This window comes from Streptomyces sp. P9-2, assembly GCF_051903975.1.
Taxonomy (GTDB): Bacteria; Actinomycetota; Actinomycetes; order Streptomycetales; family Streptomycetaceae; genus Streptomyces; species Streptomyces cellulosae.
The window spans coordinates 1548381-1563225 of record NZ_CP192633.1; the positions used below are offsets into that span (position 1 = coordinate 1548381).

Genomic DNA, 14845 nt, shown 5'->3' on the forward strand with positions numbered 1-14845 from the left:
CTACCGGCTCTCGCCGAAGCGCAGATACCGGCTGGGAACGGCCTCGGTCAGCCAGACGCCGTTGGCGCTGACGTGGAAGACATGGCCGTCGCGGTGCATGGCGCCCGCGTCGACCGACAGCACCACCGGCCGTCCCCGGCGGGCGCCGACGCGGGTGGCGGTCTCGCGGTCGGCGGAGAGGTGGACGGCGTGCCGGTTCATCGGGCGCAGGCCCTCGGCGCGGATCGCGTCCAGGTTCCGGGCGACGGTGCCGTGGTAGAGCCAGGCCGGGGGTTCGGCGGTCGGCAGCCGGAGGTCCACGGGGATGGTGTGGCCCTGGCTGGCTCGGATCCGGGTGCCCTCGACGGCGAAGCGCCGCTTGTCGTTGGCGGCGACGACATGGTCCAGCTCCTCCCGGGTGATCGGGAAGCCGTGGTCCGCCGCGGCGGCGAGCAGCGTGTCGATCTCGACCCAGCCGGCCTCGTCGGGGGTCAGCCCGATCCGCTCGGGCTGATGGCGGAGGTGCTTCGCGAGGTACTTCGACACCCGCACGGTGCGTCTTTCGTCCATCTGTTCAGACTGCCGGGAGAGACGCGCGTCACGCGATCGATTTACATCCGAAGGTTTGATCCACAGATAAGTGAGGTTATCCACAGGGGAACGCCGGGTTCTGTGGACAACCGGGCCCGCTTACGCCGGTCCCGCTGGTCACACGGCTCACGCCCGTCACACCGGCGGCTTCACCCGCGCCACCCTCCGCGCCGCCGCCGGCAGCCACCGCGCCAGCGCGTACGCGACCCGCGCCTCCGGGGTGACCGGCACGACCGCCTCGTCACGCACCACCGCCCGCAGCACCGCGGCGGCGACCTTCTCCGGCGGGTAGTTCCGCAGCTCGTACAGCCGCGCCGCCTTCCGCCGCCTGCGCCGCTCCTCCGCCGCGTCCGTGCCCGCGAAGCGCGCGGTGGACGTGATGCCCGTGGTGACGAACCCCGGGCACACCGCCGTCACGCCGATCTCCCGCCCCGCCAGTTCGGCCCGCAGGGACTCGCTGAGCATCAGCACCGCCGCCTTGGAAGCCCCGTAGGCGGGCAGCGCCCGCGACGGCTGGAACGCGGCCGCGGACGCCACGTTGACGATGTGGCCGCCCTGCCCGCGCTCCGCCATGCGCCGCCCGAAGTGCAGACAACCGTGGATCACGCCCCACAGGTTGACGTCGAGGACCCGCTTCCACTCCTCCGTCGTGGTGTCCAGGAAGGCGCCGCCCAGCCCGACGCCCGCGTTGTTCACCAGCACATCCACCACGCCGTGCGCCGCGGTGACCCGCTCGGCGAGCTTCTCCACGGCCCGCTCGTCGGCCACGTCCGCCGTCTCCGCCCAGGCGTCCGCCGCGCCCCGCGCCCGCGCCTCCCCGGCGGTGCGCAGCGCCGAGCCGGTGTCCCGGTCGACCGCCACCACCCGTGCGCCCGCCTCCGCGAACGCCAGCGCGGTGGCCCGCCCGATGCCGCTGCCCGCGCCCGTCACCAGCACCAGCCGCCCGGCGAACCGGTCGGCGTACCGGCCACGGGCGCGCGCCTCGGGCCGCCCGTCCTCCACGGAGGTCACGAAGTCGGCGATCCAGGTGGCCAGCTGGTCGGGCCGGCTGCGCGGCACCCAGTGGCCCGACGCCAGGGTGCGCCGGGTCAGCCGGGGCGCCCACTGCTCCAGGCCGTCGTGGAGCCGCGGCGAGAGGAACCGGTCGCCCAGAGGCGTGACGAGCTGCACGGGCGCGTGCGCGTAGGCGTCGGGACGCGGGTCGCTCAGCCTGGGCCGCACGTTGTCCCGGTACAGCCAGGCGCCGTGCGCGGCGTCCGACGGCAGGGACGCCGTCGGGTAGCCGTCGCCGGGCACCCGCTCCATGCGCTCCAGCATGCGAGGCCAGTGCCGCCCGAGCGGCCCGCGCCAGGCCAGTTCGGGCAGCACGGGCGTGTGCAGCGCGTACACGTACCAGGACCTCAGGCCCTGGCCCAGCAGATGTCCCGCCCGGCGTGGGGTCGGGCGGGACACCCGGCTCTTGATCCAGTGCCCGAAGTGGTCCAGCGAGGGGCCCGAGACCGAGGTGAAGGACAGGATCCGCTCCCGGGCGCGCGGCGCCGTGGCGAACTCCCAGCCCTGCACCGAGCCCCAGTCGTGCCCCACGAGGTGCACCGGCCGGTGCGGGCTGACCGCGTCCGCCACGGCCAGGAAGTCGTCCGTCAGCTTCTCCAGCGTGAACCCGCCGCGCAGCGGACGCGGCACCGTGGACCCGCCGTGGCCCCGGACGTCGTAGGCCACCACGTGGAAGCGCTCGGCGAGGCGCGGCGCGACCCGCGACCACACCTCCTTGCTGTCCGGGTAGCCGTGCACCAGGACGACCGCGGGCCGCTCCGGGTCGCCCAGCTCGGCCACGCACAGTTCGACCCCGCCCGTCCGCACCCACCGCTGCCGCGCACCCTCGAGTCCCGTCACAGCGGCGAATCTCGCAGCTGTGAGACAAGTCGTCAACAGTGCGCCCCGAGCCGCGCCTAACTCTCAGGCAGGGTGTCCCCTACGGGCGCGTACGACTCCAGACGGACGCCAAGACGGCCCCGCGGTCTGACGACCGCAGTGGTCCGGGTCACTACCTTCATGGATGTGACTGTGATCGCGACCGAAAGCCTGAGCAAGCGGTTCCCCCGGGTGACCGCGCTTGACCGGCTCTCCGTGGACGTCGGGCCCGGTGTGACCGGGCTCGTCGGAGCCAACGGGGCCGGCAAGTCCACGTTGATCAAAATCCTGCTGGGTCTGTCCCCCGCCACGGAGGGCCGCGCCGAAGTGCTCGGACTCGACGTCGCCACCGAGGGTGCCGCCATCCGTGAACGGGTGGGCTACATGCCCGAGCACGACTGCCTCCCCCCGGACGTCTCGGCCACCGAGTTCGTCGTCCACATGGCGCGCATGTCCGGCCTGCCGGCCACCGCGGCCCGGGAGCGCACCGCGGACACCCTGCGCCACGTCGGCCTGTACGAGGAGCGCTACCGCCCCATCGGCGGCTACTCCACCGGCATGAAGCAGCGGGTGAAGCTCGCGCAGGCCCTGGTGCACGACCCGCAGCTGGTCTTCCTGGACGAGCCCACCAACGGCCTCGACCCGGTCGGCCGCGACGAGATGCTCGGCCTCATCCGCCGCATCCACACCGACTTCGGCATCTCGGTCCTGGTCACCTCCCACCTGCTGGGCGAGCTGGAGCGCACCTGCGACCACGTCGTCGTCGTGGACGGCGGCAAGCTGCTGCGCTCCTCCTCCACCCGGGACTTCACGCAGACCACCACGACCCTCGCGATCGAGGTCACCGACACCGACGAGCACCCCGACGGCACCCGCGCGGTGCGCGAGGCGCTCCACGCGCGCGGGGTGACCGTCCAGGACGGCAGCGGGCTGCCGGGCGCCGGGCACATCCTGCTGCTCACCGCGCAGGGCGAGGAGACCTACGACCTGGTCCGCGACGTGATCGCCGACCTCGGACTCGGCCTGGTGCGCATGGAACAGCGGCGGCACCAGATCGCCGAGGTCTTCACCGACAACACCGACGACGCACAGCGGAAGGAGGCGGTCGGCCATGGCGGCTGAGCAGTCCCTGCAGGCACCAGCCACCCCGTCGGGTGACACCCGTATCCACAACATCGGCTACCGCTCCTACGACGGCCCCCGCCTGGGCCGCTCGTACGCCAGGATGTCGCTGTACTCGCAGTCCCTGCGCGGCGCCTACGGCCTCGGCCGCTCGGCGAAGTCCAAGGTGCTGCCGATGCTGCTGTTCGTCGTGATGTGCGTGCCGGCCGCCATCATGGTGGCCGTCGCCGTCGCCACCAAGGCGAAGGAACTGCCGCTCGACTACACGCGCTACGCGATCGTCATGCAGGCCGTCATCAGCCTGTACGTCGCCTCGCAGGCGCCCCAGTCGGTCTCCCGTGACCTGCGCTTCAAGACGGTGCCGCTGTACTTCTCGCGGCCCATCGAGACCGGTGACTACGTCCGCGCCAAGTACGCCGCGCTGGCCTCCGCCCTGTTCGTCCTCACCGCGGCGCCCCTGCTGGTGCTGTACGTCGGGGCGCTGCTGGCCGAACTCGACTTCACCGACCAGACCAAGGGATTCGCACAGGGACTGGTGTCCGTGGCCCTGCTCTCACTGCTGTTCGCCGGCATCGGCCTCGTCATCGCGTCGGTCACGCCGCGCCGAGGCTTCGGCATCGCCGCCGTGATCGCCGTGCTGACCATCTCCTACGGCGCCGTCTCCACCCTCCAGGCCATCGCCGACGTCCAGGGCAGCGGCGACGCGGGCATCCTGATCGGCCTGTTCTCGCCGACCACCCTCATCGACGGGGTGCAGTCCGCCTACCTGGGCGCGAGCTCCTCCTTCCCCGGCGGGGTCGGGCCCGACCGGACCGAGGGCATCCTCTTCGTTCTGGTCACCCTCGGCCTGATCGCCGGCTCCCACGCTCTCCTGATGCGCCGTTACAAGAAGGTGGGCCTGTGACAACCCTCAGCATCGACCACGTCTCCCGCTGGTTCGGCAACGTGGTCGCCGTCAACGACGTCACGATGACCATCGGCCCCGGCGTCACCGGTCTGCTCGGCCCCAACGGCGCCGGCAAGTCCACCCTGATCAACATGATGGGCGGCTTCCTCGCCCCCTCCACCGGGACCGTCACCCTCGACGGCGAGCAGGTGTGGCGCAACGAGAAGATCTACCGCCACATCGGCATCGTCCCCGAGCGCGAGGCGATGTACGACTTCCTCACCGGACGCGAGTTCGTCCTCGCCAACGCCGAGCTGCACGGACTGGGCGCCAAGGCCGCCCAGAAAGCGCTCGCCACGGTGGAGATGGAGTACGCGCAGGACCGGAAGATCGCCACCTACTCCAAGGGCATGCGGCAGCGCGTGAAGATGGCGTCCGCGCTGGTCCACGACCCGTCGCTGCTGCTGCTCGACGAGCCGTTCAACGGCATGGACCCGCGTCAGCGCATGCAGCTGATGGACCTGCTGCGGCGCATGGGCGACGAGGGCCGCACCGTGCTGTTCTCCTCGCACATCCTGGAGGAGGTCGAGCAGCTCGCCTGGCACATCGAGGTCGTCGTCGCCGGACGGCACGCGGCCAGCGGCGACTTCCGCCGCATCCGCCGTCTGATGACGGACCGCCCGCACCGCTACCTGGTGCGTTCCAGCGACGACCGCGCCCTCGCGGCCGCGCTGATCGCCGACCCGTCCACCTCCGGCATCGAGGTCGACGTCACCGAGGGCGCCCTGCGCATCCAGGCGGTCGACTTCGGCCGCTTCACCGCGCTGCTGCCGAAGGTCGCGAGGGAGCACGGCATCCGCCTGCTCACGGTCTCGCCGTCCGACGAGTCCCTCGAGTCCGTGTTCTCGTACCTGGTCGCGGCGTAGGAGGCCCTGATGTACGACCCCACAGTCGCCCGGCTCACCTACCGGGCCCTGCTCGGCCGTCGCCGGGCCCTCATCCTGGGCGCGCTGCCCCTGCTGCTGATCGTCATCTCCCTGGCGGTGCGCGCCCTCGCCGGCGCCGACGACCAGACCGCCGCCGACGTCCTCGGCGGGCTCGCGCTGGCCACGATGGTGCCGATCATCGGCGTCATCGCGGGCACCGGCGCGATCGGCCCGGAGATCGACGACGGCTCCGTGGTGTACCTGCTGTCCAAGCCGATCAAGCGGCCCACGATCATCTACACCAAGCTGATCGTCGCCATCGCCGTCACCATGGTGTTCTCCGCGGTGCCGACGCTGATCGCCGGGTTCATCCTCAACGGCAACGGCCAGCAGGTCGCCGTCGCCTACACGGTGGCCGCCCTGGTCGCCTCCATCGCCTACGCGGCGCTGTTCCTGCTGCTCGGCACGGTCTCGCGGCACGCGGTCGTGTTCGGCCTGGTGTACGCGCTGATCTGGGAGGCGCTGTTCGGCTCCCTGGTGCCCGGCGCGCGCACCCTGAGCGTCCAGCAGTGGTCCCTCGCCGTGGCGGAGAAGGTGGCCGGCGGTGAGCTGGTCACCTCGGACGTGGGCCTGACCACGGCGACGGTCGCGCTGGCCGCCGTCACGGTGCTGGCCACCTGGTACGCGGGCCAGAAGCTGCGCACGCTGACGCTCGCCGGCGAGGAGTGAGGGACACACCCCCTGATGTGCGCGAGGGCGGTGCCGCCGGTGTCGGCGGCACCGCCCTTCGTCATGTCCTGCGGTGATTTATTCGGTGGCGCCGGACGTGCCCGGCCGGGCACAGTGAGGTGTCCGCGCCGCCGGGGACGTCCGGCGGCCCAGAGCCGGGAGAGGAGCGGGACCATGCCCATGCACGGCAGTACGTTCCGCTTCCGTCGGGGCGGCCCGAGGCGGACTCCGGAGTAATCCCTACTGCTCCGTCGAGTCCCCCCGAGGACCTGCCCGGGGCGGCCGCTTCGAGCGCGCGCTCACCGCGCGCGGGCCGCCCACCCGGAGGATTGGCCGAGTGGTAAGGCACCGGCTTGCTAAGCCGTGGTCGGGTGAGAGCCCGCGCACGTTCGATCAGTGCATCCTCCGCAAGAACGCGTTTCACGTGAAACCGTCGGGCGTCAGCCCAGCAGGCGCTCCAGCACCACCGCGATGCCGTCGTCCTGGTTGGACGCCGTCACCTCGTCCGCGACCGCCCGCAGGTCGCGGTGGGCGTTGGCCATGGCCACGCCGTGGCCGGACCAGGCGAACATCGGGATGTCGTTGGGCATGTCCCCGAAGGCGATCGTCTCCGTCGCCTTCACGCCGAGCCGGCGGGCGGCCAGCGACAGCCCGGTCGCCTTGGAAAGCCCCAGCGGCAGCAGCTCGACGATGCCCTCGCCCGCCATGACGACGGTGACAAAACCGCCCGCGGTGCGCTCGGCCGCCGCGGCCAGCTCGTCGGAGGTCAGCTCCGGGTGCTGGATGTACAGCTTGTTCAGCGGGGCGGCCCACAGGTCGGAGGCGTCCGTGAACGGCGTCGCCGGCAGTTCGCCGATGACGTCGTAGCCCGGCCCGACCAGCACCTCGCCGTCCAGGCCGTCCCGGCTCGCCGCCAGGTGCAGCGGGCCGACCTCGGCCTCGATCTTGGCGAGCGCCACCCCGGCGAGCTGCCGGTCCAGCGTCACGGAGGTCAGCAGCCGTCCGGCGCCGGCGTCGTACACCTGGGCGCCCTGGCCGCAGACCGCGAGGCCCTCGTAGCCGAGGTCCTCGAGTATCGGGCGGGTCCACGGCACGGCGCGGCCGGTGACGACGATGTGGGCGGCACCCGCCGCGGCGGCCGCGGCGAGCGCCTCACGGGTGCGCGGCGACACCGAGTGGTCGTCACGCAGCAGCGTGCCGTCCAGGTCGGTGGCGACGAGCCGGTACGGGAAGGAGGAGGACGCGCCGCTCACTTGGCGACCGGTTCCAGGATCTCCCGGCCGCCCAGGTAGGGACGCAGCACCTCGGGCACGCGGACCGAGCCGTCGGGCTGCTGGTGGTTCTCCAGGATCGCCACGATGGTGCGAGGTACGGCGCACAGCGTGCCGTTCAGCGTGGCCAGCGGGCGCACCTTCTTGTCCTCGCGCATGCGGATCTGCAAACGGCGGGACTGGAACTCGGTGCAGTCCGAGGTCGAGGTCAGCTCGCGGTACTTGCCCTGGGTCGGGATCCACGCCTCGCAGTCGTACTTACGGGCGGCCGAGGAGCCCAGGTCGCCCGAGGCGACGTCGATGACGCGGAACGGCAGCTCCAGCGAGGTCAGCCACTGCTTCTCCCACTCCAGCAGCCGACGGTGCTCCTCCTGTGACTCCTCCGGCTTGACGTAGGAGAACATCTCCACCTTGTCGAACTGGTGGACGCGGAAGATGCCCCGGGTGTCCTTGCCGTGCGAGCCGGCCTCGCGGCGGAAGCAGGGCGAGAAGCCCGCGTAGCGCAGCGGCAGCTTGTCGGCGTCCAGAATCTCGTCCATGTGGTAGGCGGCCAGGGCCACCTCGGACGTGCCGACCAGGTACAGGTCGTCCTTGTCCAGGTGGTAGACGTCCTGCGCGGCCTGGCCGAGGAAGCCGGTGCCCGCCATCGACTGGGGGCGCACCAGCGCCGGGGTCAGCATCGGCGTGAAGCCGGCCGCCGTGGCCTGCGCCATCGCGGCGTTCACCAGGGCCAGCTCGAGCATCGCGCCGACACCGGTGAGGAAGTAGAAGCGGCTGCCGGAGACCTTGGCGCCACGCTCGACGTCGATCGCGCCGAGGAGCTGGCCGAGCTCCAGGTGGTCCTTGGGCTCGAAGCCCTCGGCGGCGAAGTCGCGGATGGTGCCGTGCGTCTCGAGCGTGACGAAGTCCTCCTCGCCGCCGACGGGCACGTCGGGGTGGACGAGGTTGCTCAGCTTGAGCAGGAGCTCCTGGGTCTCGGCGTCGGCGGCGTCGCGCTCGGCGTCGGCGGCCTTGACGTCGGCCTTGAGCTGCTCGGCCCTTTTGAGCAGCTCGGCCTTCTCGTCGCCGGTGGCCTTGCCGATGAGCTTGCCGAGCGACTTCTGCTCGGCGCGCAGCTCGTCGAAGCGGACGCCGGACGACCTGCGCCGTTCGTCGGCAGACAGGAGGGCGTCGACGAGCGCGACGTCCTCTCCACGGGCGCGCTGCGAAGCGCGCACACGGTCGGGGTCCTCACGGAGCAGGCGAAGGTCAATCACGCGGTCAAGGCTACCGGTGCGGGGTGAGGGCTCACGACTCACTATTGCGGTGACGCGTTCTGTGTCCCTTTACTGATGAATTATCCCTTGTGTTCCTCAAGGTCAATAAAATGGGGTGTGACCGCTTGAAAGACTGGTCCGCACGGCGCAGGGTTGACCGGAAACCCTTGCGGCGAAGGGGACTTGAGGCCGTGCTGTCCACAGCTGTCCACACCGGGCGATAAGTTATCCACAGGCTGTGGGGAAGATCTGTGGACGTCGGAATTGATCACTCCGAAACGCTCGGCCGACCACGGGCATTCGCCGCACAAACGCGCTCCGCAGCCACTTTCGAGTGGAAAGACCTCCCTCTAAAGGATTGATCCCTTCAAAAAGGTGGACGAAGGGTGAGGTGCGGCGCAATGAACGTGATCATGGTCTATAGGGCGATTTGTCGACCGAAGGGCGGCTGGGTGTCGACTTGTCCCCAGGTCGAGAAGCGGACCTGTGGATAACTTCTGTGGATAACGACAATCGGCAGGTAGGACCGGCGGCGGACCGCTCAGAACCGGCCGTCCTGGCAGCGCGCCACCCAGTCCGCGGCCCCCACGAACTCCTCGTCCGACGTTCCCGGGAACGGCGGCCGCACCTCGCCCGGCTTCACGTCCGCCCTCGGGTACGAACCGAGATAGCGCACCTGGAGACAGATGCGCTTCAGCCCCATCAGCGCCTCCGCCATCCGGCGGTCCGAGATGTGCCCCTCGGCGTCGACGCAGAAGCAGTAGTTGCCGATGCCGGCGCCGGTCGGCCGTGACTGGAGCAGCATCAGGTTGATGCCCCGGGTGGCGAACTCGCCCAGCAGGTCACGCAGCCCGCCCGGGTGGTCGTCGCGCTGCCACAGCACCACCGAGGTCTTGTCCGCGCCGGTCGGTGCCGCCGGACGCGCGGGCCGCCCCACCAGCACGAACCGGGTCTGGGCGTTCTCCGCGTCGTGGATGCCCGTCTCCAGCGCCTCGAGGCCGTACCGGGCCGCCGCGAATTCCCCGGCGAAGGCCGCGTCGTACCGGCCCTCCTGGACCAGCCGCGCGCCGTCCGCGTTCGAGGCGGCCGACTCCCAGAGTGCGTCGGGCAGGTGGGTGCGCAGCCAGTTGCGCACCTGCGGCTGCGCGGCCGGGTGCGCGGTCACCGTCTTGATGTCCGACAGCTTGGTGCCCGGGCGGACCAGCAGCGCGAAGGTGATCGACAGCAGCACCTCGCGGTAGATCATCAGCGGGGTGCCCGCGACCAGCTCGTCGAGAGTGGTGGTGATCCCGCCCTCCACCGAGTTCTCGATGGGGACGAAAGCGGCCTCGGCCTCGCCGGCGCGCACCGCGTCGAGCGCGGACTGCACGGACACGTACGGGACCAGCTCACGCGTGGCCGCCTCGGGAAGCGTGCGCAGAGCGACTTCGGTGAAGGTGCCCTCTGGGCCGAGATACGCATAGCTCGCTGGCATGACCTCACCCTAATGGGCCCACGCCCGCGGCCCCTCCCGAGAGAGCTCCGGAGGGTGACTCCGGGCGGTTCTTACCCCTCCAGCAGCGCCTGGCCCACATACTCGCCCTCCGCCGCCCCGCCCGGGACCGCGAACAGCCCGCTCGCCTCGTGGCGGATGAACGGTGTCAGGGCGTCGCCCCGGTCCAGCTTGCGCTGCACCGGCACGAAGCCGCGCAGCGGGTCGGCCTGCCAGCAGACGAACAGCAGGCCCGCGTCCGGCGTCCCGTCCGCGTCGATGCCGTCGTGGTACGAGAACGGCCGGCGCAGCATCGCCGCCCCGCCGTTCTGGTCGGGCCGGGTGATCCGTGCGTGGGCGTTGAAGGGGACGACCAGGTTGCCCTGGGCGTCGGTCTTCTCCAGGTCCATCTCGGTCGTCTCGTCACCCCCGGAGAGCGGGGCGCCGTCCGCCTTGCGCCGCCCGATGACGCCCTCCTGCTCCGTGAGCGAAAGCTTCTCCCAGTCGTCCAGCAGCATGCGGATCCGCCGGACGACCACGTAGGAGCCGTTCGCCATCCAGGCGGGCTCACCCTGCTCGGGTACGAAGATCCGCTGGTCGAAGTCGGGCTCCTCGGGCTTCGGATTGCGGGTGCCGTCGACCTGGCCCATCAGATTGCGGGTGGTCATCGGGCGGGCGGTGGCGCCCGGCGAGCGGTTGAAGCCGTTCATCTGCCAGCGCACCCGGGCTGCCGCGCCCGCGTCCTTCTGCACCGCGCGCAGGGCGTGGAACGCGACGAGGGCGTCGTCGGCGCCGATCTGCACCCACAGGTCCCCGTCGCTGCGGGCCCGGTCGAGACGGTCGGAGGAGAAGGCGGGCAGCGGGTCCAGGGCGGCCGGACGCTGCTTCTCCAACCCGGTGCGCGCGAAGAAGCTGTGTCCGAAACCGAAGGTCAGGGTCAGCGAGGAGGGCCCGGCGTCACGGGCCACGTCGCTGTCGCCCTCGGCGTCGAACTCCCCGGCCATCAGCCGCCGGGCGGTGTCGGACCAGCGACGCAGCAGTGCGGCCGCCTCCTTGCGTCCGGCGCCGGGCGCCAGGTCGAAGGCGAGGAGATGGCCTCGCGACTGGAGCGGGTCGGTGATGCCCGGCTGATGTTTCACGTGAAACGGGACTTTTGTGGCGCCGACCGAGGTGAGCGGAGTGGCTCCGGAGGGCGCGGACGCGTACCCGACGGCGCCGCCGGCCGCGCCGAGGACGAGCCCGGTGGCGCCGGCCGTGCCGAGCAGACGGCGCCGCGAGATGCCGGAGGCGGTGGATTCCGCCCGGGGCTCCTCCTCAGGGGCGCGGGTCTGCGACAGGGAAGGGTCAGCCATGGTGGTTCAGCCGATCTGAGCGTTCTTGGAGACGGTCACCTGGTCGATGTCGGAGGTTCGCACGGTCACCTCGACCTTCCAGTCGCCCGCCATGGGGATCTGCACTCCGCTCGCCGACCAGTGTCCGGTGGTGATGTGGTCGGGTGCGACGGGCAGCGGACCGATGTCCTGGGCGGCGAGGGTGAGCGCGATCTTCACCTCGGGCACGTCGACGGGCGTGCCGTCCGGGCCCTCGACGTAGATGTGCAGGGAGTTGTCACCGGTCTGGGCGGGGTCGAGGTCGACCGAGACGACGCCCTTGCCGTTCGCTCCGCCTGTGTCGAACGGCATGGTCAGGCTCACCGCGCCACTGCCCTGCCCGGTCGCCGAGGCCGAGGACGAGGTGGCGGCGGCCGCCTTCGCGTCCTGCTCGGTGCGGCCCGGCTCGGTCTGCGTCAGCACGGTGGTCACGGCCAGCAGCACGACGGCGACGCCCGCCTCGGCGAGCACCGAGCGGCGCAGCCCGAAGCGGTTCGGGTCGGCGTCCCGCAGCCGCTTCTGCCGGGCGGCCTCCGTCGCGGCCCGCTGCCGGGCGAGCTGCGCGGCGCGTACGGCGTCCGGTCCGGACTCGGCCTTGTCGGCGTCGGATGCCGTGGAAGCGCCATCGGATGCCGTGAACGCTTCGGACGCCTCGGCATCGGCTGCTGGGGACGCCCCGTCGGACGCCTTGGAGGCCTTCGAGTTCTCGGACGTAGCGGACGCTCCGGACTTCGCGGACGCCTCGGCCGGGACAGCGCCGGCCGGCTGCTTCTCCTCCTCGGCGCGCTCGGACGCCTCCGTCTCCTCGCCCTCCTCGTCCCGGTCGCTCCCTTCGGCAGCGGCGGCGCGCTCACTCACCTCGGCGCTCTCCGCCCGCTCGGCCTCCCCAGCCGCAGCGGACACGCGCGCGTCGGCCAGTCGCTGCGTCCAGCGCCGGGACAGGAAGGCGACGGCGACCATCACGGCCACCAGCGCGATCTTGACGAGGAGCAGCTGCCCGTACCGGGTGTCGGTGAAGGCGGACCAGGAGCCGAGCTGCCGCCAGCTCTGGTAGACGCCCGTGACGGCCAGCACCACCACGCTGCCGAAGGCGAGGCGCGAGAACCGCCGGACGGCGTCCCGCCCGACCGGCGTCTCCACGGGCGCGCGGTAGAGCGCGACGAGGAGAGCGGTGAGCCCGCCCAGCCACGCGGCGACCGCCAGCAGGTGCACCACGTCGACCGGCATGGCCACGCCCGCCTGGAGGCCCTGCGAGGCGTGCTCGGACATGGCCCAGCTCGCGGCCAGCCCTGCCGCGACGACCGTCCCGCCGAGAGCCAGCCCGAAGGTCAGGTCCCGCTTGTCCGGCTCGCCGCCGTCCCCCTCGGCAGGGTGGTCCGGGTCACCGGCGTCCGCTGTGCGCGCGTACGCCCCGAACAGCACCGCGATGAACAACGCCGCCGCCGCGAGCAGCAGCAGCCGCGACACCAGGGCCGCGCCCGTCTTGGTCTGGAGCACGTCGCCGAGCAGCTCCAGGTCGAAGACGTCGCCGACCTTGCCGGAGGTGGTGTAGGAGCCGCGCAGCATCAGCAGGCCCAGCGTCGCCGCGGTGAGCGCGAGCCACCCGGCGACGACAAGACGCTGGACCGCCCGCACCCGGGCGCCCGGTCCCCAGCAGGCGAGGACGAAGGCGGCGCCGCCCACCAGGACGACGAAGCCCGCGTAGGAGATGTAGCGGCCGAAGCCGTAGAGCCAGCCGACGAGGCCGTCGTCGGAGGCCTGCGCGTCGACCGGGACCGTCGTCTCCGAGGGGGCGCCGATGGAGAAGGTGAAGGCGCCGGCGACGGGGTGGCTGTCGGCGGACACGACCTGGTAGGCCACCGTGTAGGTGCCGTCGGGCAGCCCGCTCATCAGCGGCACGCTGTACGTGGTGCCGCTGGGGTTGGCGGGCTCTCCCTTGTCCACCCGTTCGCCCTTGGGGTCGAGCACCCGCACGGAGTCGTCGCCGACCGCGACCGGCTCCGAGAAGGTGAGGGAGACCCGAGAGGGCGCGGTGTCGACCACCGCCCCCTGCGCGGGGTCGCTGCCGGTCAGCGCGGCGTGCGCGGAGGCGGGAGCGGCCCCGGCGAGGAGCGCGCCGGCGACGGCCAGGATCAGCAGCACCAGGGTCCGTACGCGGGGGGCGATGGTCTGGGTCACAGGGGTGTCTCCCTCAGTGTCCGGTCGTCGGGCGGTAGGTGGCCGGCTTCACCGGGAGCTCGACCGTGACGGGGTCGGAGTGGGCGAAACGCAGCTCGACGGAGACCTTCTGACCCTGCTTCGGCTTGCGCTTCAGCTGCTCGAACATCAGATGGTTGCCGCCGCTCTCCAATACGAGGCTGCCGTGGGCCGGGATGTCGAGGGACTCGGCCTCCCGCATCGACCCGTCGACGGTCTCGTGCACGGTGACCTGGCCGGCGACGTCGCTGCTGACCGCGGTCAGCCGGTCCGCGGCGTCACCGTCGTTGGTGATCGTGAGGAAGCCCGCGGCCAGGTCCGACACCGGCTGCGGCATGTACGCGGACCCGACCGAAAGGCGTGCGGAGCCGTCGTCCGAGCCGCCGCACGCGGTCAGGGCCAGCGCGCCGGCCAGGGCCAGGGCGGCGGCCGCGCGGTGCCTCACGGGTTCTCACCCTTGATGATCTTGGGCAGGTCCTTGGTGTAGTCCTCGACGGTGGCGTCCTCGCCGTAGAGGACGTAACCGCCGTCCGTCTTCGGGGAGAAGGCGATGACCTGGGTGCCGTGGTCGGAGACCGTCTTGCCGTTGTCGTCCTTGCGCGGCGGGTCGATGGAGATGCCGAGCGTGCGGGCGCCGGCCTGGATCGTGGCGAAGTCACCGGTCAGGCCCACGACCTGGGAGTCGATGCCCTTGAGCCATGTGCCGAGCTCGGCCGGGGTGTCCCGCTCCGGGTCGGTGGTGACGAACACGATCCGCAGCTGGTCCTGCTGCTCCTTGGGAAGCTGCTTCTTGGCCACCGCGATGTTGTTCATCGTCAGCGGGCACACGTCGGGGCAGTGCGTGTAGCCGAAGTAGATCAGTGTGGGCCTGCCGGCGGTCTGCTCGCGGAAGTCGTACGGCTTGCCCTGGGTGTCGGTGAGGACGAGGTCGGGCTTCTCGAAGGGTTTGTCGAGGACGGTGGCCGCCTGCTGGCCGCCGGTCTCCTCGGAGACCACGGAGACGGGCGAACCACTGTCCTCCTTGTCACCGCCGCAGGCGGTGAGGGTCAGCGGGAGGACGGCGAGCAGAGCCGCCGCCGCGAGGGTCTTCTTGCGCATGGGATGGTCCTGAAGGGTGGGTGTGCGGCGCGCACCGGG

At 71.6% G+C, this 14845-nt stretch carries 13 protein-coding genes and 1 tRNA gene; 5 read left to right on the forward strand and 9 right to left on the reverse strand.

Features of this window, described 5'->3' with window-relative positions:
* Positions 1-549 (reverse strand): RNA 2'-phosphotransferase, encoded by a 549-nt coding sequence (locus ACQY0Z_RS07270; RefSeq protein WP_189897155.1) that lies wholly within the window; start codon positions 547-549, stop codon positions 1-3.
* A gap of 156 nt (positions 550-705) precedes the next feature.
* Positions 706-2463, reverse strand: coding sequence for an SDR family oxidoreductase (locus ACQY0Z_RS07275; protein ID WP_439811988.1), 1758 nt, complete (start codon positions 2461-2463; stop codon positions 706-708).
* A gap of 171 nt (positions 2464-2634) precedes the next feature.
* On the opposite strand from ACQY0Z_RS07275, the gene ACQY0Z_RS07280 reads away from it, so the two are divergent.
* From ACQY0Z_RS07280 to ACQY0Z_RS07300, 5 genes are all read left to right on the forward strand, one after another.
* The gene (locus ACQY0Z_RS07280; protein ID WP_028960566.1) at positions 2635-3603 is read left to right on the forward strand and encodes an ABC transporter ATP-binding protein; all 969 of its coding nucleotides are present in this window, start codon (positions 2635-2637) and stop codon (positions 3601-3603) included.
* Positions 3593-4507 (forward strand): ABC transporter permease, encoded by a 915-nt coding sequence (locus ACQY0Z_RS07285; RefSeq protein WP_189897160.1) that lies wholly within the window; start codon positions 3593-3595, stop codon positions 4505-4507. The genes ACQY0Z_RS07280 and ACQY0Z_RS07285 overlap by 11 nt, the downstream gene beginning before the upstream one ends.
* On the forward strand, positions 4504-5415 hold the full coding sequence (locus ACQY0Z_RS07290; protein ID WP_037640554.1) for an ABC transporter ATP-binding protein: 912 nt from the start codon (positions 4504-4506) through the stop codon (positions 5413-5415). The genes ACQY0Z_RS07285 and ACQY0Z_RS07290 overlap by 4 nt, the downstream gene beginning before the upstream one ends.
* A gap of 9 nt (positions 5416-5424) precedes the next feature.
* On the forward strand, positions 5425-6144 hold the full coding sequence (locus tag ACQY0Z_RS07295; RefSeq protein WP_189897164.1) for an ABC transporter permease subunit: 720 nt from the start codon (positions 5425-5427) through the stop codon (positions 6142-6144).
* Positions 6145-6467: 323 nt separating this feature from the next.
* A tRNA-Ser gene (locus ACQY0Z_RS07300) sits at positions 6468-6552 on the forward strand.
* Between the two features lie 32 nt (positions 6553-6584).
* On the opposite strand, the gene ACQY0Z_RS07305 is transcribed toward ACQY0Z_RS07300, so the two are convergent.
* The 7 genes from ACQY0Z_RS07305 to ACQY0Z_RS07335 form a co-directional block, all read right to left on the reverse strand.
* Complete coding sequence (locus ACQY0Z_RS07305) at positions 6585-7397, reverse strand: HAD family hydrolase (protein WP_189897165.1); 813 nt, start codon at positions 7395-7397, stop codon at positions 6585-6587.
* Positions 7394-8671, reverse strand: a complete 1278-nt coding sequence (serS, locus tag ACQY0Z_RS07310; RefSeq protein ID WP_254586578.1) for a serine--tRNA ligase — start codon at positions 8669-8671, stop codon at positions 7394-7396. The genes ACQY0Z_RS07305 and serS overlap by 4 nt, the downstream gene beginning before the upstream one ends.
* Positions 8672-9212: 541 nt before the next feature.
* On the reverse strand, positions 9213-10145 hold the full coding sequence (gene pheA / locus ACQY0Z_RS07315; protein WP_189897169.1) for a prephenate dehydratase: 933 nt from the start codon (positions 10143-10145) through the stop codon (positions 9213-9215).
* A 71-nt stretch (positions 10146-10216) separates the two neighbouring features.
* Positions 10217-11494, reverse strand: a complete 1278-nt coding sequence (efeB, locus tag ACQY0Z_RS07320; RefSeq protein WP_381729705.1) for an iron uptake transporter deferrochelatase/peroxidase subunit — start codon at positions 11492-11494, stop codon at positions 10217-10219.
* A gap of 6 nt (positions 11495-11500) precedes the next feature.
* On the reverse strand, positions 11501-13690 hold the full coding sequence (locus tag ACQY0Z_RS07325; protein ID WP_439811989.1) for a copper resistance protein CopC: 2190 nt from the start codon (positions 13688-13690) through the stop codon (positions 11501-11503).
* A gap of 13 nt (positions 13691-13703) precedes the next feature.
* Positions 13704-14153 carry a copper chaperone PCu(A)C gene (locus tag ACQY0Z_RS07330; protein WP_254586581.1) on the reverse strand — a complete coding sequence of 150 codons (450 nt, stop codon included), beginning with the start codon at positions 14151-14153 and terminating at the stop codon, positions 13704-13706.
* Positions 14150-14806, reverse strand: coding sequence for an SCO family protein (locus tag ACQY0Z_RS07335; RefSeq protein WP_189897175.1), 657 nt, complete (start codon positions 14804-14806; stop codon positions 14150-14152). Before ACQY0Z_RS07335 ends, ACQY0Z_RS07330 begins: the two co-directional genes overlap by 4 nt.
* Positions 14807-14845 lie beyond the last annotated feature (39 nt).